The sequence below is a fragment of the Sphingomonas sp. KC8 genome (assembly GCF_002151445.1).
Taxonomy (GTDB): domain Bacteria; phylum Pseudomonadota; class Alphaproteobacteria; order Sphingomonadales; family Sphingomonadaceae; genus Sphingomonas_E.
On the sequence record NZ_CP016306.1, the window covers coordinates 1,942,983 to 1,969,562 of the forward strand.

At 64.9% G+C, this 26,580-nt stretch carries 26 protein-coding genes; 19 read left to right on the forward strand and 7 right to left on the reverse strand.

The annotated features are described in order from the left end of the window. Nucleotides 1-14: 14 nt before the first annotated feature. Nucleotides 15-521 (reverse strand): J domain-containing protein, encoded by a 507-nt coding sequence (locus KC8_RS09220; protein WP_010125536.1) that lies wholly within the window; start codon nucleotides 519-521, stop codon nucleotides 15-17. Nucleotides 522-658: 137 nt separating this feature from the next. Between KC8_RS09220 and KC8_RS09225 the strand changes: the two genes are divergently transcribed. From KC8_RS09225 to nusB, 4 genes are read left to right on the forward strand one after another with little or no spacing between them, the layout of a single operon-like run. Then, on the forward strand, nucleotides 659-949 hold the full coding sequence (locus tag KC8_RS09225; RefSeq protein WP_010125535.1) for a BolA family protein: 291 nt from the start codon (nucleotides 659-661) through the stop codon (nucleotides 947-949). Between the two features lie 53 nt (nucleotides 950-1,002). Continuing rightward, nucleotides 1,003-1,674: an ATP phosphoribosyltransferase gene (gene hisG / locus KC8_RS09230; protein ID WP_010125534.1), complete on the forward strand. Its 672-nt coding sequence runs from the start codon at nucleotides 1,003-1,005 to the stop codon at nucleotides 1,672-1,674. Next, nucleotides 1,664-2,950: a histidinol dehydrogenase gene (gene hisD / locus KC8_RS09235; protein ID WP_010125533.1), complete on the forward strand. Its 1,287-nt coding sequence runs from the start codon at nucleotides 1,664-1,666 to the stop codon at nucleotides 2,948-2,950. The genes hisG and hisD overlap by 11 nt, the downstream gene beginning before the upstream one ends. Then, on the forward strand, nucleotides 2,947-3,405 hold the full coding sequence (nusB, locus tag KC8_RS09240; RefSeq protein WP_010125532.1) for a transcription antitermination factor NusB: 459 nt from the start codon (nucleotides 2,947-2,949) through the stop codon (nucleotides 3,403-3,405). Before hisD ends, nusB begins: the two co-directional genes overlap by 4 nt. Before the next feature lie 160 nt (nucleotides 3,406-3,565). Here the strand turns inward: nusB and KC8_RS09245 are convergent, their stop codons facing one another. Beyond that, on the reverse strand, nucleotides 3,566-5,068 hold the full coding sequence (locus KC8_RS09245) for an ATP-dependent nuclease (protein ID WP_037496106.1): 1,503 nt from the start codon (nucleotides 5,066-5,068) through the stop codon (nucleotides 3,566-3,568). A 250-nt stretch (nucleotides 5,069-5,318) separates the two neighbouring features. On the opposite strand from KC8_RS09245, the gene thiL reads away from it, so the two are divergent. Both thiL and KC8_RS09255 read left to right on the forward strand, forming a co-directional pair. Continuing rightward, nucleotides 5,319-6,290, forward strand: a complete 972-nt coding sequence (gene thiL / locus KC8_RS09250) for a thiamine-phosphate kinase (RefSeq protein ID WP_010125530.1) — start codon at nucleotides 5,319-5,321, stop codon at nucleotides 6,288-6,290. A gap of 65 nt (nucleotides 6,291-6,355) precedes the next feature. Beyond that, nucleotides 6,356-6,784 (forward strand): hypothetical protein, encoded by a 429-nt coding sequence (locus KC8_RS09255; protein ID WP_010125529.1) that lies wholly within the window; start codon nucleotides 6,356-6,358, stop codon nucleotides 6,782-6,784. A 9-nt stretch (nucleotides 6,785-6,793) separates the two neighbouring features. Here KC8_RS09255 and KC8_RS09260 read toward each other — a convergent pair whose 3' ends face one another. After that, nucleotides 6,794-7,471 (reverse strand): TetR/AcrR family transcriptional regulator, encoded by a 678-nt coding sequence (locus KC8_RS09260; protein WP_138956677.1) that lies wholly within the window; start codon nucleotides 7,469-7,471, stop codon nucleotides 6,794-6,796. A 116-nt stretch (nucleotides 7,472-7,587) separates the two neighbouring features. On the opposite strand from KC8_RS09260, the gene KC8_RS09265 reads away from it, so the two are divergent. From KC8_RS09265 to KC8_RS09280, 4 genes are all read left to right on the forward strand, one after another. Further along, nucleotides 7,588-8,736 (forward strand): LLM class flavin-dependent oxidoreductase, encoded by a 1,149-nt coding sequence (locus tag KC8_RS09265; RefSeq protein ID WP_010125527.1) that lies wholly within the window; start codon nucleotides 7,588-7,590, stop codon nucleotides 8,734-8,736. A gap of 159 nt (nucleotides 8,737-8,895) precedes the next feature. Beyond that, the gene (locus tag KC8_RS09270; RefSeq protein ID WP_010125526.1) at nucleotides 8,896-9,834 is read left to right on the forward strand and encodes an alpha/beta hydrolase; all 939 of its coding nucleotides are present in this window, start codon (nucleotides 8,896-8,898) and stop codon (nucleotides 9,832-9,834) included. Between the two features lie 5 nt (nucleotides 9,835-9,839). Then, on the forward strand, nucleotides 9,840-11,558 hold the full coding sequence (locus KC8_RS09275) for an N-acyl-D-amino-acid deacylase family protein (protein ID WP_010125525.1): 1,719 nt from the start codon (nucleotides 9,840-9,842) through the stop codon (nucleotides 11,556-11,558). 102 nt (nucleotides 11,559-11,660) lie between these two features. Continuing rightward, nucleotides 11,661-12,149, forward strand: coding sequence for a YbaK/EbsC family protein (locus tag KC8_RS09280; protein WP_010125524.1), 489 nt, complete (start codon nucleotides 11,661-11,663; stop codon nucleotides 12,147-12,149). A 3-nt stretch (nucleotides 12,150-12,152) separates the two neighbouring features. On the opposite strand, the gene KC8_RS09285 is transcribed toward KC8_RS09280, so the two are convergent. Then, nucleotides 12,153-12,920 carry a class I SAM-dependent methyltransferase gene (locus KC8_RS09285; protein ID WP_010125523.1) on the reverse strand — a complete coding sequence of 256 codons (768 nt, stop codon included), beginning with the start codon at nucleotides 12,918-12,920 and terminating at the stop codon, nucleotides 12,153-12,155. A gap of 92 nt (nucleotides 12,921-13,012) precedes the next feature. Here KC8_RS09285 and KC8_RS09290 point away from each other — a divergent pair, with 92 nt between their 5' ends. Continuing rightward, complete coding sequence (locus KC8_RS09290; RefSeq protein WP_010125522.1) at nucleotides 13,013-13,864, forward strand: AraC family transcriptional regulator; 852 nt, start codon at nucleotides 13,013-13,015, stop codon at nucleotides 13,862-13,864. On the opposite strand, the gene KC8_RS09295 is transcribed toward KC8_RS09290, so the two are convergent. Further along, on the reverse strand, nucleotides 13,830-14,924 hold the full coding sequence (locus tag KC8_RS09295; RefSeq protein ID WP_010125521.1) for a helix-turn-helix transcriptional regulator: 1,095 nt from the start codon (nucleotides 14,922-14,924) through the stop codon (nucleotides 13,830-13,832). The two genes, KC8_RS09290 and KC8_RS09295, sit on opposite strands and share 35 nt — an antisense overlap. 116 nt (nucleotides 14,925-15,040) lie before the next feature. On the opposite strand from KC8_RS09295, the gene KC8_RS09300 reads away from it, so the two are divergent. The 5 genes from KC8_RS09300 to KC8_RS09320 all read left to right on the forward strand — a co-directional run bounded on the left by KC8_RS09300 (nucleotide 15,041) and on the right by KC8_RS09320 (nucleotide 20,398). Continuing rightward, nucleotides 15,041-16,225 carry a cytochrome P450 gene (locus KC8_RS09300; RefSeq protein WP_010125520.1) on the forward strand — a complete coding sequence of 395 codons (1,185 nt, stop codon included), beginning with the start codon at nucleotides 15,041-15,043 and terminating at the stop codon, nucleotides 16,223-16,225. A 1-nt stretch (nucleotide 16,226) separates the two neighbouring features. Continuing rightward, nucleotides 16,227-16,544 (forward strand): 2Fe-2S iron-sulfur cluster-binding protein, encoded by a 318-nt coding sequence (locus KC8_RS09305; protein ID WP_037496102.1) that lies wholly within the window; start codon nucleotides 16,227-16,229, stop codon nucleotides 16,542-16,544. Nucleotides 16,545-16,576: 32 nt separating this feature from the next. Next, a complete protein-coding gene (locus tag KC8_RS09310; protein WP_010125518.1) occupies nucleotides 16,577-16,948 on the forward strand; it encodes a limonene-1,2-epoxide hydrolase family protein in 372 nt (123 codons plus the stop codon). Next, on the forward strand, nucleotides 16,945-17,880 hold the full coding sequence (locus KC8_RS09315) for a TIGR03619 family F420-dependent LLM class oxidoreductase (RefSeq protein WP_010125517.1): 936 nt from the start codon (nucleotides 16,945-16,947) through the stop codon (nucleotides 17,878-17,880). Before KC8_RS09310 ends, KC8_RS09315 begins: the two co-directional genes overlap by 4 nt. Nucleotides 17,881-18,079: 199 nt before the next feature. Then, nucleotides 18,080-20,398: a TonB-dependent receptor gene (locus KC8_RS09320; RefSeq protein ID WP_010125516.1), complete on the forward strand. Its 2,319-nt coding sequence runs from the start codon at nucleotides 18,080-18,082 to the stop codon at nucleotides 20,396-20,398. 90 nt (nucleotides 20,399-20,488) lie between these two features. On the opposite strand, the gene KC8_RS09325 is transcribed toward KC8_RS09320, so the two are convergent. Next, nucleotides 20,489-21,655 (reverse strand): carbohydrate porin, encoded by a 1,167-nt coding sequence (locus KC8_RS09325; protein ID WP_158217673.1) that lies wholly within the window; start codon nucleotides 21,653-21,655, stop codon nucleotides 20,489-20,491. A 145-nt stretch (nucleotides 21,656-21,800) separates the two neighbouring features. Here KC8_RS09325 and KC8_RS09330 point away from each other — a divergent pair, with 145 nt between their 5' ends. Then, nucleotides 21,801-22,985: an acyl-CoA dehydrogenase gene (locus KC8_RS09330; RefSeq protein WP_029624543.1), complete on the forward strand. Its 1,185-nt coding sequence runs from the start codon at nucleotides 21,801-21,803 to the stop codon at nucleotides 22,983-22,985. Between the two features lie 88 nt (nucleotides 22,986-23,073). Here the strand turns inward: KC8_RS09330 and KC8_RS09335 are convergent, their stop codons facing one another. Beyond that, a complete protein-coding gene (locus KC8_RS09335) occupies nucleotides 23,074-23,964 on the reverse strand; it encodes a LysR substrate-binding domain-containing protein (RefSeq protein ID WP_010125513.1) in 891 nt (296 codons plus the stop codon). 267 nt (nucleotides 23,965-24,231) lie between these two features. On the opposite strand from KC8_RS09335, the gene KC8_RS09340 reads away from it, so the two are divergent. Continuing rightward, on the forward strand, nucleotides 24,232-24,675 hold the full coding sequence (locus tag KC8_RS09340; protein ID WP_010125512.1) for a hypothetical protein: 444 nt from the start codon (nucleotides 24,232-24,234) through the stop codon (nucleotides 24,673-24,675). A 54-nt stretch (nucleotides 24,676-24,729) separates the two neighbouring features. Continuing rightward, on the forward strand, nucleotides 24,730-26,556 hold the full coding sequence (locus tag KC8_RS09345; RefSeq protein ID WP_010125511.1) for a M48 family metalloprotease: 1,827 nt from the start codon (nucleotides 24,730-24,732) through the stop codon (nucleotides 26,554-26,556). Nucleotides 26,557-26,580: the final 24 nt, after the last annotated feature.

The following is a 26,580-nucleotide window of genomic DNA, read 5'->3' on the forward strand; positions in this document are numbered from 1 at the left end:
ACTCTCGGGTTGAATCAGGCAAAGGCCGGTGCGGACTTGAGATGCGTATAGGCGCTGATCACGTCCTGCAAAGCCTTCTCGTGGGTTCGGTCGCCGCCATTGCGATCAGGATGATAGCGGCGCACCAGTTCGGTGTAGCGTTTGCGGATGATCGCGCGATCGGCGTCCGCCTTCAGCCCCAGCACCTTCAGCGCCTTGCGATCGGCATCGTTCAGTGGCCGGCCATCGGGGCGCACCTGCCTGGCTTCGGCGAAGCGCGCGTTGATCGCGTCCAGCGGATCGATGAAGTCGGCCCAGCGCGGCCCGGCCGTGTCGGCTGCACTCGCAAAGGCCCGCGTTTCGCGCGCCCAGCCGGCGTAAGGGCGCTGTTCGGCCTCGATCTCGTCGGCCGTCATTCCTTCGAAGAAATTATATCCGGCATTGAACGCGCGGATGTGATCAAGGCAAAACCAGCGCCAGTCGCCCGGCCCGTCAAACCCCGACATGCTGACGCCGGGCGCGCGAAATTCGCCCGGTTCCACGCAGGCGGCGTGGCTGCACAGCCGATCACCCGTGCCGATACGGCCGTGAAACCGGTCGTGCCGTCGCCTACCATTGCTGTCCGCGTCCGCCAATTTTCGTCTCTGCTGCTTCCTGTCGAACCGGCTATATAGGGCGAATGACCGACATTCCCACCGGCCCTGTTGCCACTGAAATTCACCGCCGCCTGACGGCCGCTTTGTCCCCCCAGCGCCTCGCCGTGATCGACGACAGCGAAAAGCATCGCGGCCATGCCGGCCATGATTCGCGCGGCGAATCGCACTTCACCGTCGAAATCGTCGCCGCCGCATTTGAAGGGCAGAACCGCGTCGCCCGGCAACGTGCGGTGAACACAGCACTCGCCGAATTGCTTCGCGAACGGGTTCACGCGCTGGCGATCAAGGCGCGCGCGCCGTCCGAAGCCGCGTGACCGGCCGCGCTTTCCTTGCGGAGAACGGCGCGAGCGACTAAGCCGCCCGCGCCATGGCCAATCCGATCATCATCGCAATTCCGAAGGGGCGCATCCTCGTCGAGACGCTGCCCATGCTGGCGCGCGTCGGCGTCGTGCCCGAAGCGGCCTTCTCGGACGAGAATAGCCGCGCGCTGCGCTTTGCCACCAACGACCCGAATGTCGGGCTGATCCGCGTGCGCGCCTTCGACGTCGCCACCTTCGTCGCGCATGGCGCGGCGCAGATCGGCATCGTCGGATCGGACGTGCTCGACGAATTCGATTATTCGGAAATCTATGCGCCCGTCGATCTCGGCATCGGCCGCTGCCGCCTTTCGGTGGCGGAACCGGTCGCGCTGGCCGCGCAGGACGATCCGCGCGAGTGGAGCCATGTGCGGGTTGCGACCAAATATCCCGGCCTCACCCGCCGTCACTTCGCCGCACGCGGGGTGCAGGCCGAATGCGTCAAGCTGAACGGCGCGATGGAGATCGCCCCCGTGCTCGGCCTCGCCAGCCGGATCGTCGACCTGGTGTCATCGGGCCGCACGCTCAAGGAAAATGGCCTCGTCGAGGTCGAGACGATCTGCGAGGTGTCCGCCCGCCTGATCGTCAACCGCGCCGCCTTCAAGACGCGTGCCGGCGAAATCGCTCCGCTGGTCGAAGCCTTCCGCGCGCTGGTGGCCGAAGGGGCGCAAAATGCCGATTAGGCTCGACAGTCGAGACCCGGGTTTTGCCACCGCCTTCGCCGATCTGGTGAACGCGCGCCGCGAAGCCGACGAGGATGTCTCGCGCGCCGTATCTGCGATCCGTGCCGATGTGCGTACGCGGGGCGATGCGGCACTGGCCGACCTGACGGCGCGGTTCGACGGCCATGACCTTGACCAGACCGGCTGGCAGGTATCGCGCGAAGAACGACAGGCCGCGCTCGATGGGCTGCCGGCCGATCTGCGCACCGCACTCGAACTCGCGGCGGAACGCATCCGCGCCTATCACGCCGGCCAGCGCCCCGCCGATAGCGAAACGGTGGATGCAGCAGGTGTACGGATGGGCGCGCGGTGGCGGGCGGTGGATGCAGCGGGCCTGTATGTGCCCGGCGGGCGGGCGGCCTACCCGTCATCGGTGCTGATGAACGCGATCCCGGCCAAGGTGGCGGGTGTCGGCCGGCTGGCGATGGTGACGCCGACACCGAAAGGCGAAACAAACCCGCTGGTGCTGGCCGCCGCCGAAATCGCAGGTGTCGATGAAGTGTGGCGGGTCGGCGGGGCGCAGGCGATTGCCGCGCTGGCCTATGGCACCGACAGGATCGCGCCGGTGGATGTGATCGTCGGCCCCGGCAACGCCTGGGTGGCCGAGGCGAAGCGCCAGTTGTACGGCGTCGTCGGGATCGACATGGTGGCCGGGCCATCGGAAATCGTGGTGGTGGCCGATGGCGCCAATGATCCCGCGTGGATCGCCGCCGACCTGCTGAGCCAGGCCGAGCATGATCCGACCAGCCAGTCGATCCTGTTCACCGATGACGCGGCCTTCGCCGATGCGGTGGCGGCACAAGTAGAGCGTCAGCTTGAGACGCTTTCGACAGGTGCGACGGCGGCGACCAGTTGGAATGCCAATGGCGCGATCATCCTTGTTGGAAACCTGGCCGACACCCCGCCCCTGATCGACCGGCTGGCGCCCGAGCATCTGGAACTGGCGGTGGCCGACCCCGAACCGCTGTTCGAAGCCGTCCGCCACGCCGGATCGGTGTTCCTGGGCCGTTACACCCCCGAGGCCGTCGGCGATTATGTCGGCGGGCCGAACCATGTGCTGCCGACCGGCCGGCGCGCGCGTTTTTCATCCGGCCTGTCGGTGCTGGATTTCGTCAAGCGCACGAGCTTTCTGGCCTGCGACGCCGCCTCCATCGCCCGCATCGGGCCGGCCGCCGTCGCCTTGGCGAACGCAGAAGGCTTGCCCGCCCACGCATTATCGGTAGCTGCAAGATTATGACCAAGCCCAACGAACGTTCCCGCGCGCGATCCGCCGCGCGCCTTGCCGCCGTCCAGGCGCTGTACCAGCGCGAGATGGAAAACACGCCCATCCCGCAGTTGCTGAACGAGTTTCACCAGCACCGGCTGGGCCGGACGATCGAGGACGTGACCTACACCCACGCCGAAAGTGATTTCTTCGACGATCTCGTCCGCGGCGTCGACGCCCGGCGCGAGGAAATCGACGGCGCGATCACCGCCAAGCTCGCCAGCGGCTGGACGATCGAGCGGCTGGACAAGCCGATGCGCCAGATCCTGCGCGCCGGCACCTACGAACTGATCGCCCGCATCGACGTGCCGACCGCAACCGTGATCAGCGAATATGTCGACGTCGCCGACGCCTTCTACGACAAGCGCGAAAAGGGCTTTGTGAACGGCCTGCTCGACGCGGTAGCGAAGGCTGTGCGGGCGGGATAAACCAAGTCTGCGGACCAACGACGCCCAAACCCGCACGCCATGCCAGCACAAAACTGACATGGCGGGCGGGTAGATCAGTTATGTTGCGACCTTACGACTGCAATGCGCCACTTTTTGCCGTTCGCCAATGTGTTGCCCGATCCCAAAAGCTGTCATCCGTTCAAACGGGTGACGCAGGGGTGAGGGCTTCAGCTCCCTGTGCTACTTTTGTGATGATTCCTTGAACAACCTCTGTGTTTACTTGAGCCCAAAGCGTTGTGAACGCCGCAGCAACAGTACGCTCAGGAACCAAACCTAGAGTTTCCCCGACTTGCGAAAACAGCAGGTGTGTATCCTTGTTGGTGCGCCTCACGTCTTTGCACACCTCCAGAACTTTCTCGCTTTCTTCAAAGCGCTGCAGCAAAGCCACTGATAGCTTTCCGCCGATAACCGACCATATATCCAAGCAATTATCAAAAACGTATGCTTCAGGAGCTTCGCCTGGTAGTCTATACACCCGTTTTTCGTCACTAGCATCTTGCCGGGAGTCACCATCGATAACGCACACGGACGGGACAGTGATGGACGGGTTATCATTATGATACTTGTTCATCGCGACCGCTGTGCCATCACCTGACATAGCGTGAACTTGGAAGTGGTCGATGATAGTCCGATTGCTCTGCCGCAGGATCGCTTCCATCCAAATCTTTGCAAAATCGTCCTCAACAAAGATGACCGACGCAGTTTCAATCTGACCCGTGATCGCCCTGAGAGAGGCAACATCGAGTTTTCCTTGAAACAACTTGTCTTTAGTGGCTGACCATACGGCCTTGCTCGGGAGGGGGCGCAGTGCCTCGTTTGAGTGCGTCGTGAAGATCACCTGAATCTTCTTTCGCTCGGCGGCCCAGATCAGATATTCCACTAATCTGATTGTTGCGACTGGATGAAGGCCGTTCTCTATTTCTTCAATTAGAACCAACGCATTGTCGCTAGCGGCCTCGATCGCTGCAACCATCCTAATAATACTTGATTCACCGGCGCCAAAGTGAAATTCAGAATAACCAACACCCGTAGACGTTTGTCCGGTCAACAAGGTAACGTTTCCGTTCGCATTAATCTGCATCTCCTTGAATCCGGACACATCTTTTCCAAGTATCCTCGAAACTGATGAATTTATCTCAGGGGAAAATGGCGCAACGCGTGCGTCAGGAACAGAAAACTTGCGAGACGTGCATCCCAGCAATTCTTTCCGCTCGCTCGCGGGAACCGTTCTCGATACTCCGAAAAGAAGAGCCTGACGACTCAGCGCATCTCTGTTCCACTTTAGGCTTTTGAAGCTGGCAGTTCTCTGAAGCGAGTTACGAGGGGAAATTTCTCGATCGACGATTTCGTACTCAATCGACCAATCCTGCATCCCGCTATCGTACTTACCGCTCTTCGAGAAAAACGCTCGAGGCGGAATCGCTCTGTGGATAATTCCTGCTGCGCCAAGGACAGTCGTTTTTCCACCGCCATTAGGGCCAATGATGGCAGTAACGGGAAAGTCGAAAGAAATCGGCTCATCCGAAAAACCCCGAACCTTTTTAAGGGTCATTTTGGCCAGATATTGCTGGTAGCTTCGTTGGGCGGCCTTATCGAGCAATGCGTTGATGGTGCTGTCTCTTACTTCGCTTTTGAAAGCCACTTATCCGTTCCCCCGAAATGCCGAAGCTGCATGCCACTAAATTGCGATGACACGCAAGACGCGCTGATTTGGCTGTTTTAGAGCTTCCCGTTGATTGCGGATGTCCTGCCCCGCGTCGGGACACATAGTGGTTGCCTTCATTTTTCCGGAAGCTTTCGTGTAATACATTTTCGAAACTCGCCAGTCCGCTACCGGCCAGTCTCAGCCATAGCCCATGGCCCACCCCACCACGCCACGATAGAACCACCCCATGACCCGCGAATCCGATTTCATTGCTGCGTTACGCAGCCTTGCCACGCATCCGGCCGCGCGGGGGTTGGTGGATGATGCGGCGGTGTTGCCGGTGGCGGGGGCGATCGTGCTGACGCATGATATGCTGGTGGAAGGCGTGCATTTTCTGGCCGGTGATCCGCCCGGCGATGTGGCGTGGAAGCTGGTGGCGGTGAACCTGTCCGATCTGGCGGCCAAGGGGGCGGCTCCGCTGGGCGTGCTGATGGGGTATGGCTTTGGCGGCGGGACGGATTGGGACGCGCGGTTCGTGGCCGGGCTGGCCGAGGCGCTGGCGGCGTTCGATGTGCCGTTGCTGGGCGGGGATACGGTGGCGATGCCAATGGGCGCGCCGCGCACGCTGGGGCTGACGGCGATCGGGCAGGCGCAGGCGACGGGCGCGCCTTCGCGGGCCGGGGCCGAGGCCGGCGACCGGCTATGGGTGACCGGGCATATCGGCGACGCCGGGATCGGCCTTGCGATTGCGCGCGGCGATCGGGATGGACCGGCCGCATTGCTGACCCGCTATCGCCGGCCGATGCCGCGCCTTGCATTCGGGCAGGCGGTGGCGCCGCTGGCGCATGCGATGGCGGATGTATCCGATGGCTTGCTGATCGATGCCGGCCGGATGGCGGCGGCGAGCGGGCTGGCGGTGACGGTCGATCTGGCGGCGGTGCCGCTGTCGCCGGCGTTACGGTCCATCGCGGGCGAAGGCCGGGCAACGCGGATCGCGGCGGCAACCGCAGGGGATGATTATGAACTGATCCTGGCAGCGCCTGCGGCGGCCGACGATGCGATCCGCGCGGCTGGCGCGCGGCTTGGCCTGGACGTGACGCCCGTGGGGCGCTTTGCAGCCGGCGCTGGCATCGCCCTTTCTGATGGCGCCATGGCCGTCGCGCTGCCCGATCGACTGGGGTTCGAACATGGGGCGCCGGAAACCCATCTTCCGCGATAACCCCGCATTGCCATGCCGGGCGTGGAGGCGCAGCATCGCCGCATTACCGTGATGGAGGCAAGGCCATGGCTATCGCACCGTCCGCAGCGCTGCCCGGCTGGTTCAGGGCGGCCGCGCTGCTCGCCATCCTGTGGAACGGTTTTGGCCTGGCCATGTATCTGAGTTCGGTTGGCACCTTCGGCGATCCGGCGGCAGGGCTGAACGAAGCCGATCGCGCGGCGGCGGCATCGATCCCCGGCTGGATCAGCGGTGCATTCGCCATCGGCACCGTCAACGGCCTGATCGGCAGTTTCGGTCTGCTGGCCCGCAAAAACTGGGCGCAGCCGGTGCTGATCATATCGCTGGCCGGATTGCTGACGCTGGAAGGGTGGATCGTCTTTTTCAGCGGCGCGCTGGCATCCTTTGGCCTGGCCGTGCCGCTGATGGTGAGTGGGGGCGCCATCCTGCTGGCCGGCATCGCAACCATCGCGCGCCGCCGGGGCTGGCTGGCCTGATAGCCCCGATCAGCCGGGCTGGCCGAGCGCCGGGCCGGAATTGGCGGCCGCAGCGATCCGCGCTTCGAACCGATCGAGCCGGGCGGCGATCGCCGGGCGGACATGGGGACTGGCGACCGACATCCCGGCCAGCGCAAGGCCGTAGCCGACCGCCATTTCCCAACGATCCACATCGATTCGCGCTTCCACCCAATCCAGGGTCGCGCCGCTGATCAGATAGACGAAATTGGCGGTGAACGCATCGGCATCCACCGCCGCGCGCATCAGCCCCTCATCCTTCAACCGGCCGACAAGGCCGCGCCAGAAAACCATGCCCGGATCCTCGCCCCGCGGGGCATCATCATCGGGATCGCTGGCATAGATGGTGGCGAACAGCGCGCGAAAGAAAGCCGGTTCTTCGGCCAGTTCGCGGCCGAACAGGTGGATGGCGTGGAACATCCGGGCAAAGGCATCGGGCTGGTCGCTGGCCTCCAGCCGGGTGATCAGGCCGATCCGCTGTTCTTCGTAAAGCGCCACGAACAGCCGGCGTTTTGTGCCGAACAGATTATAGGGCGTGGCCGGGCTGACACCGGCGGCGATGGCCAGCCGGCGCATCGACAGGGGTTCGCGGTTGAGCATGGCACGGGCGGCCTGCAGGATCGCCCGCCGCCGTCGTTCTACTCCGCTATGCCCACGTTTTTGTTCCATAAATCATGCCCCCGCGCGATCACCTTTTCGCGCATAGCGCCGACTTGGGCTTGGCACAAAGTTATAGCATGATATAAATACAGCAAGGCCGCAGAGCCATGCCCCAGGAGAGTGCCATGAAATTCTCGATCTGCTTCGAAGCCCAGATGGTCGATACGTCGCGCGAATCCGAACAGCGCACCTTTTACGAAGCGGTCGATCAGGCGCTATATGCCGAGGAAATGGGGCTGGATGGGATCTGGGCGGTCGAACATCACGCGCTGACGCAATATGCCCATATGTCGGCCCCCGAAACCTTTCTGGCGTTCGTCGCGGGGCAGACCAAGCGCATCCGCATCGGCCATGGCGTGATCTGCCTGCCGCCGGCGATGAACCACCCGGTCAAGGTGGCCGAACGGGTCGCGACGCTGGATATCCTGTCGCGCGGGCGGGTGAATTTCGGCGTCGGCAAGGGCGGCACCCAGCAGGAAGCCGGCACCTTCGGCTATGATCTGGCCGAATTGCAGCCGATGATCGACGAAAGCATGTATCTGATCCCGAAAATCATGGTCGAAGACGAAATCGAGCATGATGGCGACTATATCAAGATCCCGCGCCGGCCGATCCACCCGAAGCCGTATCAGCAGCCGCATCCGCCGATGTTCATGGCCTGCACGCGCGAAGAATCGCTGCGCACGGCGGGATCACGGGGCCTGGGCGGGATGGTGCTGGGGTTCAACACGCCCGAGGAAACCGCCGACCTGAACCGCATCTACCGCGAGGCGTTCGCGGCGCGCGATCCGGCAAAACAGGTGGGTTATTTCGCCAACGAATATCTGGCGGTGGGCTGCCCGATCATCGTGAATGACGATGGCGACAAGGCGCGGCGGATCGGCCTGCGCGGCCAGCGTTTCTTCGCGCAGGCGATCCACCATTGGTATGGCGGCGGCGGCAAGCCCGAAATCGACGTGGAGGATGTGTCGACCGAGCAGCATGTGGCGGAAGTGAAACAGGCCGAAGCCGCGATGGTCGCCTATCTCAACGAGGCGAAGATCCCCGTCACGTCGGCGGCGACCGACATGTACAATATGGACCATGCCTACGGCACCCCGGCCGAAGCGATCGCCTATATCGAGCGGCTGGAAGCGGCGGGCGCCGACGAATGCCTGATGTTGATGCAGATGGGCACCGTGCCGCACGACGCGATCATGGAAACGATCCGCCATGTGGGCGAGACGATCATCCCTTATTTCCGTGAAAAGGAAGCGCGGGCGCGGGCGGCGTAAGGGCGCCCGTTCCGCATTCCCTTATCGTCACCGTGAACGTGTTTCAGGGTCCATCCAGCCGCTTGGCGGGACATCGCTTGTGGCACGGTGGATGCTGAAGCCGAAGGCGGGCGCCAGCCCAAACAAGTTCAGCATGACGGCAGAAACAGAAGGTTTTCCATGCCATTGAACGCCACGTCCGCTGCGATCCTGTCGCACCTCAACGCCAGCGCGCCCGATATGAGCGCGATCGGCCCGGTCGAATTCCGCGCCTATAGCGCCCAGATGGTGCAGCCAGCCGACCCCGCCGACCGCATCGTGACGCACGATGTGGACGCCGGTGGCGTGCCCGCCCGCATCTATCGCCGGGCGGAGGCGGGCGCTGCCGAACCGGTGCTCGTTTTCTACCATGGCGGCGGCTACATCGCCTGCGGGATCGATAGCCACGACCGGCTGTGCCACCGGCTTGCGCGGCTGGCCGGATGCGCGATCGTTTCGGTCGATTATCGCCTGGCGCCCGAACATGTTTTCCCGGCGGCCGTGGACGATGCCCTGACAGCGCTGCGCTGGGTGGCGGCGCATGGGGCGGACCATGGCCTCGACACGAGCCGCATCGCGGTGGGCGGCGACAGCGCGGGTGGGACGCTGGCCACCGTCACCGCGATCCGCGCGCGCGACGAAGGCGGGCCGGCGATCCGCCACCAGCTGCTTTTCTATCCGGGTGCGGACATGGTGGGCGAAACCGCATCGGCGCGCGAATTCGGGCAGGGCTATTTCCTCGACAAGGATTTTTCCGAACTGTGCATTTCGGCCTACATCGCCGATCCGGCCGATCGCGCGCACCCATGGGCATCGCCGCTGCGGACCCCCGATTTGTCGGGCCTGCCGCCGGCCACGATCATGACCCCGGAATGCGATCCGCTGCGCGATGAAGGCGATCATTATGCGCAGGCCCTGCGTGGCGCGGGGGTGCCGGTGGATTACACCGTCTATCCCGGCGTGTTTCACGGCTTCGTCAGCATGTTCGGGGTTGTCGCCGAAGCGGATCAGGCGCTGAATGACGCCGCCGCCGCACTTGGCACAGCATTGGGCACGGCGGCCGGCACCGGCAGGGAGTGAACGGCATGGACATCGACCTCGTCATCCGCGGCGGCACGCTGGTCGACGGCAGCGGCGATGCGATGCGCGAGGCCGATGTGGCGATCCAGAACGGCCGGATCGTCGCCACCGGGCCAAACCTGCCGCGCGGCCGCGAGGAGATGGACGCGCGCGGCCTGATCGTCACCCCCGGCTTCGTCGATATCCACACCCATTATGATGGGCAGGTGACGTGGGAAAACCGGCTGAACCCATCGTCCGCGCATGGCGTGACGACGGCGGTGATGGGCAATTGCGGGATCGGTTTCGCCCCGTGCCGCCCGGCCGACCGGGCAGACCTGATCCGGCTGATGGAAGGCGTGGAAGATTTGCCCGAAGTGGTGCTGTCCGCCGGGCTGCCATGGGCGTGGGAAAGCTTCCCCGATTATCTGGATTTCGTCGGCGGCCGCAGCTTCGATACCGATGTGGCCGCCCAACTGCCCCATGCAGCGCTGCGCGTCTATGCGATGGGCCGCCGCGCGATCGACCGCGAACAGGCGACCGAAGCGGACCGCGCGCTGATGGCCCGGCTGGCGAAAGAAGCGATGGAGGCCGGCGCGATCGGCTTTGGCACGTCACGCACGATCAACCACCGGGCGAGCGACGGAACGCTCGTCTACACGCTGGACGCCGCCGAGGAAGAACTGGCGGCGATCGGCATGGCGCTGGGGGCGGCGGGACGCGGCGTGCTGCAGGTGGTTTCCGATTTCGACGATCCGGAACGCGAACTGGGGATGCTGCGCCGCGTGGTGACACGCGCGGGCCGGCCGCTGTCCGTCTCGCTCGGCCAGATTCACGCGACCCCCGATCGCTGGCGCACGGTGCTCGACTGGATCGAAGGCTGCAACGCCGACGGGCTGGAGGTGCGCGCGCAGGTGAGCGGCCGGCCGGTGGGGATGCTGCTGGGGTTCGAACTGAGCTACCACCCGTTCAGCTACACACCGACCTGGAAATCGCTGCTGCACCTTTCCATCGACCAGCGGCTGGCGGCATTGCGCGATCCCGCGATCCGCGCGGCGATCACCAGCGAAACGCCCGACGCCGGCGATTTCATCGGCGCCGATTTCATCCGCCAGTTCCAGTTGATGTACCCGCTAGGTGCGCCGGTAAACTATGAATTCGCCCCCGGCAGCAGCGTCGCCGCGCGGGCCGGCTTATTGGGGGTGACACCGGCCGAACATGCCTATGATCTGATGCTGGAAGAAGGTGGCCGCGCGGTGCTGATGCTGCCGACGACCAACTTTGCCGGCGAATCGCTGGCCGCCGCCGAAGTGATGCTGCGCCACCCCAACACGGTGTACGGGCTGGGCGATGGCGGCGCGCATCTGGGCTTCCTGTGCGACGCGAGCCTGCCGACCTATATGTTGCAGCATTGGGTGCGCGACCGGACAGCGGGCGCAAGGCTGCCGCTGGAAGAGGTTGTGCGTGGCCTGTCCGCCGATCCCGCCACCGCCGTCGGGCTGCTGGATCGCGGATTGGTGAAACCGGGTTATCGCGCCGACATCAACATAGTGGATTTCGACCGGCTGGCGCTGAAAAGCCCACGCATCGCTTATGATCTGCCCAAGGGCGGCAAGCGGCTGACGCAAGCGGCCGAAGGCTATCGCGCGACGATTCTGAACGGGGTGACGGTGCAGCGCGATGGCGTAGCGACGGGGGCGCTGCCGGGCCGGCTGGTGCGCGGGGGCCAGGCGGCACCCGCCTGACATCGCCATCGCCATCGCACGCGCTGAACTGCCCCGGGGCTTGCCAGCGCGATTGGCGATCCGCATGACGGACGCCTGACGCCGCTATGCCAGAGGAACAGCATGAGCCTCGAATCGGTGCGGGCCTTTCTCGCCGCCCGCGCACCCGACATCACGATCATCGACCAGGGGGAAAGCACCGCCACCGTGGCGGATGCCGCGCGCACGCTGGGGGTGGCGCCGGGGCAGATCGCCAAGACATTGTCGGTGCGGATCAATGACCAGGTGGTGCTGATCGTCGCGCGGGGCGACGCGCGGCTCGACAACCGCAAGACCAAGGCCACGTTCGGCGGACGGCCCCGCATGCTGGATGCGGACGAAGTGTTCGAACGGACCGGACACCGCGTGGGCGGGGTATGCCCGTTCGGCCTCGCCACGTCGATCCCAGTCTATTGCGATCATTCGCTGAAGGATTTTGCCGAGGTCTACCCCGCCGCCGGATCGACGACCAGTTCGGTGCGGCTGACGCCCGATCGGCTGGCGGACCTGACCGACGCCACATGGGTCGATGTCTGCCAGCCGGCGGCGATGACGGCCGAAGCGGCCGAATAATCTTCAGGCGGGGCTTTCCCACGCGACGATCGACAGCGGGAAACGGAAGCGGATGCCATCCGCCGCCGCCCATGCGGCCACGCCGATGCGATCTTCCCCGCTGGCGATATCGCCTTCGAACATCGCGGTAAGCGCGGCCATGTCCTGTTCGTCCGCCAAAGTGGCGAGCAGGGCTTCGAGGCGGTAGCCATCGATCAGCACTTCCTCCAGCCCGGCATCGCGGCCGAGCGCGCGCAACTGATCGAGCGTCAACGCGCTGGTGTGCGACGGATCGCGCAACAATTCCATCCGATCATAGGCGATCTGCGTTTCGGGCGAAGGCGTGGCATCGATCACCACGATCCGGCCGCCGGGACGGCAGACACGGCGCATTTCGGCCAAGGCCGCCGCCGGCTGCTGGAGATGGTGGAAGCTGTAGCGGGTGACGACGACATCGAAGGCGGCATCGGCGAAGGGCAGCGCCGCGGCATCGCCGACATGCCAGTCGATATTCGCAAGGCCGAGCGCGGCCTGCCGGCGGCGGGCTTCGGCGATCATCGCCGGGGTGATATCGATCCCGGTGACGTGGCCGGCCTGTTCGGCGGCAGCGCAGGCGACGATGCCGGGGCCGCAGGCCACGTCGAGCACATGGCTGTCCGGGCCGATCGCAGCGGCGGCGAGCGTGCGGGCCATGCCGGCTTCTTCGGAATGGATCGGCAGATCGGCGAAGGGCCGCGCCCAGCGGGTAAACTGATCGACGATGCGCTGGTTGTGCGTCTGATTGTCACGCATTTGATGGTCCTTGGTTGGCAGGGCCTGTTGAAGTATAGCCCGATCCGATGGCCGGCTAACGACGATCGGCCAATTATGGATGCCAAACGGCCATGAAGACGCTGAACCCCGCCGAAACCGAACAAGTGCTGGAAAGCTATGGGCTGACGACGCCTGCCGGCACCGGCTTTGACTTTCGCGATCCGATGCGGGCGGTGCATTATGGCTGGCACGCCCACCCGTACCACCAGTTGCTTTATGCGATCAGCGGGACAACCCAGATCGAAACGCACGCCGCCCGGCTGTTCCTGCCACCGGGGCGCGCGGCGTGGATCCCCGCCGGGTTGCGCCATCGCACGCTGATATCCGACGTCGATGGCGCATCGCTTTATTTCGCGCCCGAAGCCGTGCCGCAACCGGGCGCGCGGCTGCGCATCCTGATCGCGACGCCGATCATGCGCGAGATGATCCTGCACGCGCTGCGCTGGCCACAGGGGACAAGCGCGGCCGATCCACTGGCGCAAAGCTTCTTCGCGACGCTGGCGCTGCTGTGCGGCGAATGGCTGGAGAGCGAATTGCCACTGAGCCTGCCGCGCGCCACCAGCCCGGCGATCACCCGCGCGATGGACCGGGCGATCGCCGATCCCGCCACCATGACGCAGGCCGACGCACTGGCGGCCGCGCACATGTCCGAACGCAGCTTTCGCCGGGCGTTTTCCAGCGAGACGGGGATGAGCTGGCAGGCCTGGCTGGGGCAGGCCCGAATTTTGGCGGCGATGGCGCTGCTGGCGCAGGGGCAACGCGTGACCGATGTGGCGGCCGATGTGGGGTTCCAGTCGCTGAGCGCGTTCGCCAAGGCGTTTGCGCGCCTGACCGGAGAAGTCCCGACCGAATATCGCCGCCGCGCAACCGCGACCGGCGGCCATCCTGTCAATGCGGCCGATCGAGCCGCGCCAGGCTGGTGAGGACCATGCGGATCAGATCGGCCTGACGGGTCGCCCCGGTGCGCGCCAGCACCCGCTTGCAATAGGTGCGCGCGCTGGCGCGGGTGAGGCCCATGACGATGGCGGCCTCGTCCAGCGGGGTGCCCCCCGCAAGCAGGGCCGCCAGCCGCGCTTCGGCGTGCGACAGGCCCAAATGGCGCCGCAGCGCATCGATCCGCGGAACCGCCCGATCGGCGGGACTATCGAGATAGACGACATAGGCCGCCCCTGCCCCGGTGCCCGCATCGCCGTCCCACGCCCGGACGAGCAGATGGAGCCGATCGCCCAGGCCATCCCCGGCGACGATCACCGACCCGGCATTGCCCTGCCGAAGCGAGCCGCGCAGCGCCGATCCGCCCGCCCCGCGCACCTTCAGCCGATCGCCATCGCGCGCCACCGCCGTGCCGCGATCGAGCAGGGTTTCCGCCAGCCGGTTCGTGCCCGTGATCGCCCCTGCCCCATCGAGCAGGATCATGCCGACGCCCAGATCGGCCAGCGCGGATGCGTGAATATCCCCGGCGGTGCGCTCTGCTTCGAGCCGGGCGTGGATATCCACCGCCCGGCTGAGATGGGGCAGCAACGCCGCCAGCATGGCCACATCCCCTTGGCCGAACGCGCCGGCCTCATCATCCCGGCTGATCGACAGCCACGCTTCGATCCCGCGATAGGCGCCGAGATAGGCGAACAGCGCATGATTGGCGCCGATCGACCGGCAGAAGCGCGCATAACGGGCGTTTTCATCGCCCGGATCGGCGAAATCGGGCATCAGGCTTGCGAAATCATAGACGGTGCCCACCGCCATCGGCCGGCGGCTGGTGGGATCGAGATGGCGATAGATGCTGTCGTAGAGCGACCAGCTTTCGCGCGCATCCCAGCCGGCATCGAATACGAAGCGGTTATCGCCATCCGGCCGGCCGCGCGGGGCAAAGCGAAACATCGTGCCGGTTCCGCCCAGCTGGTGGCGCAGCCGGCCGGCCAGATCGGCCCATGGGCGATCCGCCAGCGGCGCATCGTAGATCGCCCCGATCATCGCATCGAACATCGCCCCTCCACCCAGCGCATCCGCCAGCGACGATTGTCCGCATATGGGGACAGCGCCGCCACCAGCACCTTTTTATGCCGGGCAGCGTAACTCCAATGATCGAGGCAGGCCATATCATGAATGCCGTGACCCCGCTGATGCCGGACATAGATTTCGCCCATGACGACGTGCCCAACCTGCACGCGCTGATCGATGAACTGCGCACCCACGGGCCGGTCGTGCCGGTGCGCTACCATGGATCGCCCGTCTGGCTGATCATGGACCATGACCTGCTGAAATCCGCGTTCGAGGACTATGTGCATTTCGACGCGACGCAGGGCTACAAGCTGATCGCCGAGCCTTCGATGGGCAAGACGCTGCAAACCATGGCCGGCGAAGAGCATCGGGTGAGCCGCGCGCTCGTCAACCCGCTGTTCATGCCGGTGAAGGTGCGCGCTTATGTCGAGGCGCTGATCGAGCCTGTGGCGCATGAACTGTGCGACCGGATCGAAGGCCAGCGCGAAGTGGAGTTCGTTTCCGCCTTTGCCCGGCCCTATCCCTTCCTCGTCATCACCCGCTTGCTGGGCATTCCGGTGGCGGACGAGGCCCGATTCATGGAATGGGCGATCAAGATGATCGATTTTCCGTGGGATCCGGAAGGCGCGGTCAAGGCCAAGGCCGAGTTCGACGCCTATATGCAGGCGATCATCGACGACCGCCGCGCCAACCCCGGCGACGATTTCGTGTCGCGGCTGGCGCAGGCGGAATATGAGGGCCAGCAGCTCAGCGACGAACGCATCCTTGCCTTTCTTGGGCTGCTGTTCCCGGCCGGATCGGACACGACCTACAAGAATGGCAGCAGCCTGTTCGCCGAACTGCTGGGCAAGCCCGAACTGTGCGCATTGGCGCGCGGCAGCGACAAGGATCGCGAGGCGATCGTCACCGAAGGCCTGCGCTGGCAGCCGCCGACCGCATTCCTGCCGCGCATGGCCAGCGCCGATGTGGATTTCGGCGGGGTGCGGATCGCCAAGGGCGACTGGACATTGTTCGGCATCACCGCCGCGAACAGCGATCCCAAAGTCTTCCCCGATCCCCGCCGGTTCGATCCCGGCCGCGACAATCGCGAAATCCTGACCTTCGGCCGGAGCAGCCATTTCTGCCTGGGAATGCACGTGGCGCGGCGCGAACTGGAAACGGCGCTGCGCGTGGTGTTCGAACGCTTTCCCAACATCCGGCTGAAACCGGGGCAGACGGTGGAACATGTCGGCGCGGTGCTGCGCGGCGTGCGCCACATGATCGTCCAGCCTTATGGGGAGGCCTGAGATGCTGGTCCGCTTCATCGATCCGGAGGGTCGCGAACATGTCGTCGAAGGCGAGGTGGGCGAAAGCGCGATGCGGTGCGCCACCCGCGCGCTGATCCCCGGCGTGATCGGCGAATGCGGCGGCGCGATGGCCTGCGCCACCTGCCATTGCTACGCCGCCCCGCCCGCCGGCGCGACATTGCCCGAACCCGCCCCCCAGGAACGCGACATGATCGACGGCTGCATCGACACCCGCCCGACCAGCCGGCTGACCTGCCAGGTGGTGCTGGAACCGGCGCTGGCCGGGATCACCTTCACCGTGCCGGCATCGCAGGTGTGAACCGGCCCATCGACTGCCATCAGGAGACTGCCATGACCAACATCGCCATTGTCGCCGCCTTTTGCGAAGCCTGGAAATCACGCGATCCCGACGCGATCGCCGCGTTGATGAGCGAGGATTGCTTCTATCATAATGTGCCGATGGCGCCGGTGATCGGCCGGGCGGCAATCGCCGAATTCATTCGCGGTTTCATGGGTGACGCCAAATCCGCCGAGTTCGAGATCCTGGCCATTGCCGAAGCGGCCGACGGGACGGTGCTGACCGAACGGATCGACCGTTTCGAAATGACCGCAGGCACGGTCGCCCTGCCGGTGATGGGCAGTTTCCGGATCAAGGACGGCCTGATCCATCGCTGGCTCGATTATTTCGACATGACCCATTTCGCGCCCCAGCCTGCGGAATGACCCGTCCGAAGATCAGCATCAGCCTGACCGGGATCGAGCATGTCGCCGGCGATGTCGGCGGCGTGCTGGATTTCGCGCGGATGGCCGATGCCACCGGCGCGGACCAGCTTACCGTGTCCGAACATGTCGCGATGGGACGCGAAATCATCGGCTATCCCTATGGCCGCTATCCATCGACGGTGGATGCCGACTGGTATGAACCGGTGGCGCTGCTGTCCGCCGTGGCGGCGGTGACGGCCCGCGCGCGGCTTTCGACCAGCATCCTGATCGCGCCGCTGCGGCCGGCGGTGCTGCTGGCCAAGCAGCTCGCGACGCTTGATCATCTGTCGCGCGGGCGGCTGGAGATCGGCCTGGGCACCGGCTGGCAGAAGGCCGAATATGACGGCTGCGGCGTCGACTTTGCCGGGCGGACCCGACTGCTGGACGAACAGGTGCAGGCAATGCGCGCGCTGTGGACGCAGGCGCCGGCGCGCTTTGACGGGGCGCATGTGGCGTTCGACGGCCTGTACAGCCGGCCCTTCCCGCGCCAGCCGGGCGGAGTGCCGATCTGGTTCGGCATCGCCCCCGGCCCGGCCAATGTGGCGCGGATCGCCGCGCATGGCGCGGGCTGGGCGCCCTGGTTCGGCCTGCCATCGGGCGATGCGACGTGCGATGTGCCGCGCGGCGTGGCGCTGGAACGGATCGCCGAAGGCCGCGCCCGGATCCACGCCGCGCTGATCGCATGCGGGCGCGATCCGGCCGGTTTCGCCATCCGGGTGATGCCCGAACCGAAGATGGGCCCGGACGGCTTCGACCTGTCCGCGACGATTGCCAGCGCGGACGACTATGTCGCGGCCGGCGCGACGCACCTTGAGTTCGCGCCGGGGCTGTTTTGCGGTTCGGCCAACGCGCTGGCCCCGGCACTCGACGCGATCCTCGCTTTAAGGGCCTGATCGCGCGCCGGGCGGCACTGACCAGACAAAGCCGTGGCTCTAATGCCACAGGCGCAACGAAAACCGGCATAATTTCGGTACAAATAGTACCTCAATATCCCTTTTCAGCCCGAACGGGCTTGCTTTCGCGCTCCGCACCAATTCTACCTATAGGCAGAAAATAAGCGCAATTGCGTAATTCCATGGGAGAAGATGCCAGATGAAAGCAGTGAAGTCCGCCGCGCTGAGCGGTATTTGCGTATTTGCGGCGATTGCCGCCACACCCGCGATCGCACAGACCGCGACGGCCACCGCTGAACCCAGCAGCGGCCTGGAAGATATCGTCGTCACCGCGCAGAAGCGTTCGGAAAGCCTGCAGGATACGCCGCTGGCGGTGAGCGCGGTTTCCGCCGCGACGATCGAAGCGCGCGGCATCACCGACATCAGCAACCTGACGGCGATCGCCCCCAGCCTGAACGTCAACACCGCCCCGGCATCCAGTTCGAACACCAACATCTTCATCCGCGGCATTGGCGACCAGGAACCGATCCTGACGTCCGACGCGCCGGTCAGCCTGTATGTCGACGGGATCGTGCTCGGCCGGTCCACCGGCGCGGTGTTCGATCTGGTCGATCTGGAACGGATCGAAGTGCTGCGCGGACCGCAGGGCACGCTGTATGGCCGCAACACGATCGGCGGCGCGGTGAACCTGATCACCGCCAAGCCGGCCGATGAATTCGGCGGCAAGGTGAAATTCACCTATGGCAGCTTCAACCAGTGGCAGGCGCGCGGATCCGTCGACACCGGCGAACTGGCCGACAGCGGCGTGAAGCTGAAATTCAGCTACGTCCACCGCGAACAGGACGGTTATGTCGACTTTGTGAACACACGCGGCGATCGCGATCCGGGCGCGCTCAACATTGATGCGTTCCGCGCGGCGGCTTCCTACAACAAGGGCGGGCCATTCCGCGCCGATTATGCGTTCGACATCAACCACCGCGCCAGCGTGGCCGCCGCGTTCCAGGCCACGGTGATCAGCGACGCCGTACTGGCCTATATCAACAATTCGCCAGCGCTGGGCGGAGCCGCGCCGCAGGTATCGAACCGCCGGCTGGGCACGCTGCGCGCCGACGATGCGGGGCTACTGACCGACAAGGTTTATGGCCACACGCTGACGCTGGAATATGATCTCGGCCCGGATACGATGCTGCGGTCGCTGACCGGCTACCGCAAATGGCGCAATATCGACCGTGGCGACGAACTGGACGGCCAGGGCGGCCTCGTCGGCTTCCAGCTCGATCCGATCCTGTTCGTCGATGGCACCGTATTGCCGCTGGGCGTGCTGCCGGTGGCGCTGTTCACGTCGGACAATGATCGCGGCCAGCACCAGTGGACGCAGGAACTGAACCTGATCGGCCAGATCGGCGACAGCTTCGAATATGTCCTCGGCGGCTTCTACTTCAAGGAAAAGAGCTTCGAGAATAACAATCAGTTCCCGCTGATCGTGATTTCCGATCAGGCCGCGGTGCCGCTGGCGACCCCGCTTTACTACAGCCATACGTCGCGTTCGATGGCGGGCTTCGCGCAGGGCACCTACCGGTTCAACGACCAGCTGAGCTTCACCGGCGGCATCCGCTACACCAGCGACAAGAAGCACCTGACGCAGACCATGCTGCTGCAGCGCGACCTGTCCGCCAAGTTCAGCAAGGTGAACTGGACGGCATCGGTGGATTATCGGGCGACCGACGATGTGCTGGCTTATGCGCGCGTTTCGACCGGCTATAAATCGGGCGGCTTCAACGCACGTTCGACCAACGATGGCTATGACCCCGAAGATCTGACGTCGTACGAAATCGGCTTCAAGAGCGAACTGTTCGACCGCCGGCTGCGCTTCAATGCCGCGACCTATTATACGATCCACAAGAAACTGCAGTTGCAGCAGTTCCAGGCAGGCACCGGCGGCGCATCGAGCGTGACCGTCAACGCCGGCAAGGCGCAATATTTCGGCGTCGAGGCCGAAGTGCAGGCGATGCCGGTGGAAGGCCTGACGCTGGCCAGTTCGGTTGGCTATATCGACCGCAAGTACAAGCAGTTCGTGATCCTCGATCCGTCCGCCGACCCGAACGATCCGGCCACGCCGGGCGGCTTCCGGGATGTGAAGGATACGGCACGTTTCCCGTTCTCGTCGAAATGGACGCTGAACGCGAGCATCCAGTACGAACTGCCGGCGTTCGATTTCGGCCAGCTTTCGGCCCGGCTCGATTATAATTATCGCAGCAAGATCTACTTCCACCCGACCACCGTCGGCACGCCCTATAACGACGCCATCGCCGGCGAAAAGCGTGGGCTGTTCGACGGACGGATCACGCTGTCCAAGCTGATGCTGGGGACCAATGAGGCGTCCATCGCGGTGTGGGGCAAGAACCTGACCAAGAAGGAATATAAGGCCAACGGAATCGATTTTGGCGGCCTCGGCTATGCCGGCAACGTCTATGGCGAACCGCGCAGCTTCGGCGTGGATCTCAACTACGCCTTCTGACCTCCTGGGGGGGAGTGATCGGCGGCGGGCAGCGCGAATGCGCGCCTGCCGCCGGTCCAACAGCCTTTCAGATCAGGGCAGCCTTTCCGATCAGGACAGGCTGACGATCAGGCGAAGGCCGGCGACCAGCGCATCGCGCCGATCGCCGCGCCAGCCCGGATCGATCACATATTGCACATCGGGCTGCACCGTCAGCCAGCGCGTCATCCGCCGCGCATAAGTGAGTTCGATGCTGGTTTCGGCGCGCCGTGGGTGGATGCCAGACCCGACAGCCGCACGCATCGCCGGATCGCCCAGCCTGGCATGGGCCACGGCCGCCCCCACCCGCGCGACATCGGTGCCATAGGTGACACCGCCACCGAGATAACAGCCGACCGGGTTGATCCGCGCCGTAGCGATCCCCGCGCGCACCCAGCCATCCAGCACCGCTTCACCCGGCGCGCCCGCCAATTGCCCCTGTACCGACGCATAGACGCCCCGGCTGCCGCGCGTGCTGATGGGTGCGCCCGCCGTGCCCGCCATGATCGCGTGGAAATGCGAGGTGTAGCCCCACGCACCGACCTTGGCGATGATGTGGCCGGGCAGCGCATGTTCCGCCTCGGCCACCAGCAGCACGCCGCGATGGGGCGGAAGCCGCAGCACCGGCCGGCCGGGATGCCCCGGATGGCCGGCAACGGCATCGAACACACCGATCCGACCGATCCAGCCATCGCGGCTGAACCGGCCGATCAAAGCAAGCGACGTCGCAGGGTAGATGGACGGCCCATTCAGCCCCGATTGTGCGAAATCCGCGCCAATGCCATGCGAGGAATGGAGGAACAGCCCGCCCACCGGCTGGACATCAAATTCGCTGTTGAGATCGACCAGCCCCGCCTTGGCATCCACGCCGGGGGCAAGCGGGGTGGATACCCACGCTTCGAACAGACGAAGCGCGGGCAGGGCTTCGATATTGCTGACCGCCTGCCCATCGCCAACCAGTTCGGCCGAAAGTGGCCGGCCATGGGCATGGTTGATCGCGGCGTGCAGTGTCGTTCCGGCAAGGCCGACGGCCCCGCCATCGGCTTCGATCGTCAGTTCCGCCAGCCCGAGATAGGCAGTGCCGCGCTTGCGGCCACCATCGATGTTCGCAAAACCATCCGCGATATAGCTGCCGCCGATCTGGACCGGCGCGGCCAACGCAACCGGCCCGTGGAGCAGGCACAGCGCCAGCGCGATCGTCCGCAATCCTGTTGCCGCCTGTGTCCACCAATGCATCATGCCCCGCATTATAGGTGGCCGCCCCTGCCCCGGTGCGCGCTGTGATCGCATTTCGGCTTCAAAAATCCTGAAATCACTATTGGCCGGAGCGCGATCGAGGCGGAAGAAGGGCCAGCGAACAAGGATCGACACGAAAGGCGATACGATGAGCGGCATGGGCAAGTTCGACTGGGCGGATCCATTCCTGCTGGACGATCAGCTGACCGAAGACGAACGCATGATCCGCGACACCGCCGCCGCCTATGCGCAGGACAAGCTGCAACCGCGCGTGATCGCCGCGTTCGCCAACGAAACCACCAATCCCGAAATCTTCCGCGAGATGGGCGCGCTCGGCCTGCTCGGCCCGACGATGCCGGCCGAATATGGTGGCGTCGGCGCATCCTATGTCGCCTACGGCCTTGTCGCGCGCGAGATCGAACGGGTGGATTCGGGCTATCGTTCGATGATGTCGGTGCAGTCGTCGCTCGTGATGTACCCGATCTACGCTTATGGATCGGAAGAACAGCGCCAGAAATATCTGCCCAAGCTGGCAAGTGGCGAATGGATCGGCTGTTTCGGCCTGACCGAACCCGACGCCGGTTCCGACCCCGCCGGCATGTTGACCCGCGCCGAAAAGATCGACGGCGGCTACCGCATTTCGGGGTCCAAGACATGGATTTCGAACGCGCCGATCGCCGACGTGTTCGTCGTCTGGGCCAAATCCGACGCGCATGGCGGCGCGATCCGCGGCTTCATCCTCGACAAGGGGATGAAGGGGCTGTCGGCGCCCAAGATCGAAGGCAAGCTGAGCCTGCGCGCATCGATCACCGGCATGCTGATGATGGACGGGGTGGAAGTGCGCGAAGATGCGCTGCTGCCCAAGGTGGAAGGGCTGAAAGGGCCGTTCGGCTGCCTCAACCGGGCGCGCTATGGCATCAGCTGGGGGGCGCTTGGCGCGGCCGAATTCTGTTTCCACGCGGCGCGCCAATATGGGCTGGATCGCAAGCAATTCGGCCGGCCGCTTGCCGCGACGCAATTGTACCAGAAGAAGCTGGCCGACATGATGGCCGATATCGCGCTGGGGTTGCAGGCCAGTTTGCGCGTCGGCCGGCTGATGGACGAAGGCCGGTTCGCCCCCGAAATGGTGTCGATCGTCAAGCGCAACAATGTCGGCAAGGCGCTGGATATCGCCCGGCAAGCCCGCGACATGCACGGCGGCAACGGCATTTCAGGCGAATATCAGGTGATGCGCCACGCGATGAACCTGGAAACGGTGAACACCTATGAAGGTGCGCACGACGTGCACGCGCTGATCATGGGCCGCGCGATCACCGATATTCCGGCGTTCTGACGACGGCGCACGCGCGCTTGGGCGAAGGGTAAAGCGATTGCGAGCCGGATGGCATCATCCGGCGGCCAGGCAATCGCGATGCTCCGGTTCAGGCGTCCCGCGCGCTGGCAAGGAAGGCGGTGACAACCGGCGAGCGCGCGCGCGCGAGGCTGACGATCGACAAGGTGGCTTCCAGATCGCCGGCACCGGCGAGCGGGCGCAGGAGCACATCGTCGCCAGCGATCCGGCGGGTGGAATCGGGCACAAGCGCGACACCATAGCCGCCGCCGACCAGCCCCATCACCGTCAGGAAATCGCGCACGGGGCGGATTTCCGCCGGCGCGAAACCATCGCTGTCGGCAAGGCCCGCGAGCATCCCGCCAAACCCGGTCGCATCATCGAAATGGGGCGAGATCAGCGTTTCGCCGGCGAGATCGGCCAGCGCCACATGGTCGGCAGCGGCCAGCCGGTGATTGGCCGGCAGCAGGACGTGCATGCGTTCGCGCCGCAGGGTTTCGATCGCCACACCGGGCGGCGGATCATCGCGCGAACGGACAAGGCCGATATCGAGCAGGCCATCTTCAACCATCGCGATCTGGCGCGGCGTTTCCATTTCCGACAGCCGCACCGCGACATCGGGGTGGAGGCCACGGAAACGGCGGAGCAAATCCTGCAACAAGCCGGAAAAGATCGCCGAGGCGACATAGCCGATGTGGATATGGCCGATTTCGCCCTGCCCGGCCCGCCGGCCAACGCTTTCGGCCTGTTCGACCGCGCGAACGGCGCGGCGCGCTTCGGCGAGGAACAGTTCGCCGGCCTGCGTCAACCGCACCGCCGCGCGCTTGCCACGGGTGAACAGGCGGACGTCGAGCCGTTCTTCGATCTGGCGGATACGGACGCTGAGCGCCGACTGGGCGACGTGCAACCGATCGGCCGCGCGGCTGAAGTGGAGATCTTCGGCCACGGCGATGAAATAGGTGAGCGATTTGACGTCGAGCATCCGGGATTCCGCAAGGCGAGAGGCGCGCTGTTTATAGGCAGACGCGCCACGGTGACGAAAGCAGCCAGAATCACAATCCCCCGAAAATCGCCAAGCCATTCGAACAAGACGACTATCTGCAGCTTCGTCGCATGAGGCCGCATTTTCGTCATCTGTGGCTTGAGTCGAGGACAAATTAGGATGATCTTAGTGCCAACGGGGGAGCGAATCCGGTGTGGGGCCGGAGCGCGCACCTGCGGTGACAGAGCGTTCAGAATCGGACCAGCGATGGCCAGGGTCTTCCCGAAACTCCTCTGCGCGGTGGCGCTGATCGGCAGTTGTGCAAGCATATTGCCGCCAGCCCTTGCGAAGAATGATCGGGCGCCCAGATCTTCTGCACAGCCGTCACCGCAGGCTGCGCCTTACGCGGGGCCGGTGATCAAGGCTTATAAGCGGGACCCGCTGCCCATCTACGACGATAGCGGCGAAAAGGTGCGCGAGGTGCACCGTGCCGCGCTGCCCGCCATCGGATCGGACGGCGCGCATGTGGTGCGGGCCAAACCCGGCTTCGTCGGCATCATGCTGGATGGCGAACTGGCATGGCTGCGCATGTCGATGGTGGATTATGCCGGCGACGTGAAAGCGATCAAATGCGACGCGGTGGCGCTGAAATTCGCGAAACTTGAAGAAGACGGGCTGGATCAATCGTTGGGGCTGGGCTGCGCGAAATAGCCACGGCCGGGCGAACGGACGCCAGGATAATCTGCGGCAGGATGAGGGCGGACCATGAAACCGGGCGGTTGGATTGCGATGGCGGGGATCGCCATGTTCATGCTGGGCCCTGCCAGCGAGGCCGCGCCCAAGAAGCGCCCCGCCGGCAAGGCCGCCGCCGCCAAGCCCGCCGCCGCGCCGGTCGAAGCCGCGACATTCGTGCCCGATCCGCCCTTCGTGCCATTGAACGGCTGCCCCGCGCCGGCCGCCGGCCAGCTTCCCGCCGCCGCCAAGGTGGACAAGAAGAGCAAAGGCAAGTTTTCGATCGCCCGCGCACCCCTGATCGCGACACTCGCCCCCGCCGAAATCTGCGCCAACAACCAGAAGATGCGATCCGGCGGCGGCGACACGGCGGGCACGCTTGGCCTGTCCGCCCAGGTGATGAACACCCGATCGGCGCGCATGGACCTGTTCGCGTTGCCCGCAACCGAGATGGAATTGCGCGGCGTGCTCGATCGTTTTGCCAAGGCGTGGCCCTATGCGCCGCTGGAACGCACGCCGAAAATCCTGTTCCGCGCCAGCGACGCATATGAAGCGCAGGCACTGCCGGACAACACGATCGTCGTATCGTTCGGCCTGCTGGAGGCCGCCGAATCGGATTCGGAAATATTGTTCGTGCTCGCCCATGAATATGCCCACCTGCTGCTGGGCCATTTCACCAAGGCGGAAACGATCGCGGGCACCAAAAATTCGGTGAAGGCGGTGTCGCAAATCTATCAGGTCGGTAGCTTCGCCAATGCGATGCGCGGCAGCGGTTCGGCATCGAGCGCGCTGTCCAACGCGCAAGCGGGCATGGCGAAATCGGAGCGGGAAGCCGCCACCCTGTCGCAGGCGCTGCAATTCGCGGTCGACGATATCGTCGCCCCGTCGTGGAACCGCGACCAGGAGGATCAGGCCGACGCGCTGGCGATCGACCTGCTGGTGGGATCGAACATGACGATCGACACCTATGCCAATGTCTTCGCCCGGTTGCAGAAGGCGTTCGAAGCGGAAAAGGCATCGCGCGACAAACGCAACGCGCTGGCCAGCACGCTGGAAAGCAGCATGGCCAATTCGATGAAATCGATCGCCAACACCGGCACCGTGGCCACTATCGCCAGCGGCGGCAGCCTGTCCGGAATCGGTTCCAGCCTGCTGAAAGGCGTCGGCAATTCGCTGCTGACCAATATCGGATCGATCACCAAATCGATCGGCGGCGACACCCATTTGCCGCCCGAGCAACGGCGGCAGGGGCTGGCGGCCTATTTCCAGGCGGGCTACCCCACCGCCGATCCGCCGATCGACACCGGCGCGATGATCGGGCGGATAAAGGGGCGGGCGGAGTTCCAGCGCGCCGCCGCGCTGAAGGCCAATTATATTCAGGCGCGCCAGACCTATTTCAACCTGAACTATGCCGGCGCGAACCAGCAATTGCGTGCGCTGGGCGCGGGCAGCCGGACGGCGCCGACCTTTATCAACTATGTCGCGGGGCTGTCCGCGCGGGATGCGGGGGATCGCACGGCGGCGGCGGGCTATTTCGATGCGGCGCGCAGCGGCACCGGCATCCAGAACCTGCAACTCTATGAAACCTACGCCGAAATGGAGATCAATGCGCGCAATACCCAGCGCGCCGATGCGGTGATCGGCGATGGCAAGGCACGCTTCAAGGATCCCGACCATTTCAAGAGCGTGGAAATCCGCCGCGACATCGCCGCCGGCGACACCGCCGGGGCCGAAGCCATCTATGCCACATGCATGCAGGTGAAGGGCCGCGACTATATCCCCGAACGGTGCAAGGCAGCGATGCCGCAGGCCGCCGCCAAGAAGAACCCGCTGGGCATCAAGCTGCCGTTCGGAAACTGAGCCTTGCGCAAAGGATATCCCCGC

Excerpts from the sequence above, each read along its gene's own strand:
- KC8_RS09225 (WP_010125535.1), top strand. The coding sequence starts at position 659 with ATGACCGACATTCCCACCGGCCCTGTTGCCACTGAAATTCACCGCCGC.
- KC8_RS09335 (WP_010125513.1), bottom strand. The coding sequence starts at position 23,964 with ATGCTCGACGTCAAATCGCTCACCTATTTCATCGCCGTGGCCGAAGAT.
- hisG (WP_010125534.1), top strand. The coding sequence starts at position 1,003 with ATGGCCAATCCGATCATCATCGCAATTCCGAAGGGGCGCATCCTCGTC.
- KC8_RS09325 (WP_158217673.1), bottom strand. The coding sequence starts at position 21,655 with ATGATGCATTGGTGGACACAGGCGGCAACAGGATTGCGGACGATCGCG.
- KC8_RS09340 (WP_010125512.1), top strand. The coding sequence starts at position 24,232 with ATGGCCAGGGTCTTCCCGAAACTCCTCTGCGCGGTGGCGCTGATCGGC.
- KC8_RS09295 (WP_010125521.1), bottom strand. The coding sequence starts at position 14,924 with ATGTTCGATGCGATGATCGGGGCGATCTACGATGCGCCGCTGGCGGAT.
- KC8_RS09275 (WP_010125525.1), top strand. The coding sequence starts at position 9,840 with ATGGACATCGACCTCGTCATCCGCGGCGGCACGCTGGTCGACGGCAGC.
- thiL (WP_010125530.1), top strand. The coding sequence starts at position 5,319 with ATGACCCGCGAATCCGATTTCATTGCTGCGTTACGCAGCCTTGCCACG.
- nusB (WP_010125532.1), top strand. The coding sequence starts at position 2,947 with ATGACCAAGCCCAACGAACGTTCCCGCGCGCGATCCGCCGCGCGCCTT.
- KC8_RS09345 (WP_010125511.1), top strand. The coding sequence starts at position 24,730 with ATGAAACCGGGCGGTTGGATTGCGATGGCGGGGATCGCCATGTTCATG.
- KC8_RS09300 (WP_010125520.1), top strand. The coding sequence starts at position 15,041 with ATGAATGCCGTGACCCCGCTGATGCCGGACATAGATTTCGCCCATGAC.
- KC8_RS09320 (WP_010125516.1), top strand. The coding sequence starts at position 18,080 with ATGAAAGCAGTGAAGTCCGCCGCGCTGAGCGGTATTTGCGTATTTGCG.
- KC8_RS09290 (WP_010125522.1), top strand. The coding sequence starts at position 13,013 with ATGAAGACGCTGAACCCCGCCGAAACCGAACAAGTGCTGGAAAGCTAT.
- hisD (WP_010125533.1), top strand. The coding sequence starts at position 1,664 with ATGCCGATTAGGCTCGACAGTCGAGACCCGGGTTTTGCCACCGCCTTC.
- KC8_RS09265 (WP_010125527.1), top strand. The coding sequence starts at position 7,588 with ATGAAATTCTCGATCTGCTTCGAAGCCCAGATGGTCGATACGTCGCGC.
- KC8_RS09255 (WP_010125529.1), top strand. The coding sequence starts at position 6,356 with ATGGCTATCGCACCGTCCGCAGCGCTGCCCGGCTGGTTCAGGGCGGCC.
- KC8_RS09305 (WP_037496102.1), top strand. The coding sequence starts at position 16,227 with ATGCTGGTCCGCTTCATCGATCCGGAGGGTCGCGAACATGTCGTCGAA.
- KC8_RS09285 (WP_010125523.1), bottom strand. The coding sequence starts at position 12,920 with ATGCGTGACAATCAGACGCACAACCAGCGCATCGTCGATCAGTTTACC.
- KC8_RS09260 (WP_138956677.1), bottom strand. The coding sequence starts at position 7,471 with ATGGAACAAAAACGTGGGCATAGCGGAGTAGAACGACGGCGGCGGGCG.
- KC8_RS09315 (WP_010125517.1), top strand. The coding sequence starts at position 16,945 with ATGACCCGTCCGAAGATCAGCATCAGCCTGACCGGGATCGAGCATGTC.
- KC8_RS09310 (WP_010125518.1), top strand. The coding sequence starts at position 16,577 with ATGACCAACATCGCCATTGTCGCCGCCTTTTGCGAAGCCTGGAAATCA.
- KC8_RS09270 (WP_010125526.1), top strand. The coding sequence starts at position 8,896 with ATGCCATTGAACGCCACGTCCGCTGCGATCCTGTCGCACCTCAACGCC.
- KC8_RS09280 (WP_010125524.1), top strand. The coding sequence starts at position 11,661 with ATGAGCCTCGAATCGGTGCGGGCCTTTCTCGCCGCCCGCGCACCCGAC.
- KC8_RS09330 (WP_029624543.1), top strand. The coding sequence starts at position 21,801 with ATGAGCGGCATGGGCAAGTTCGACTGGGCGGATCCATTCCTGCTGGAC.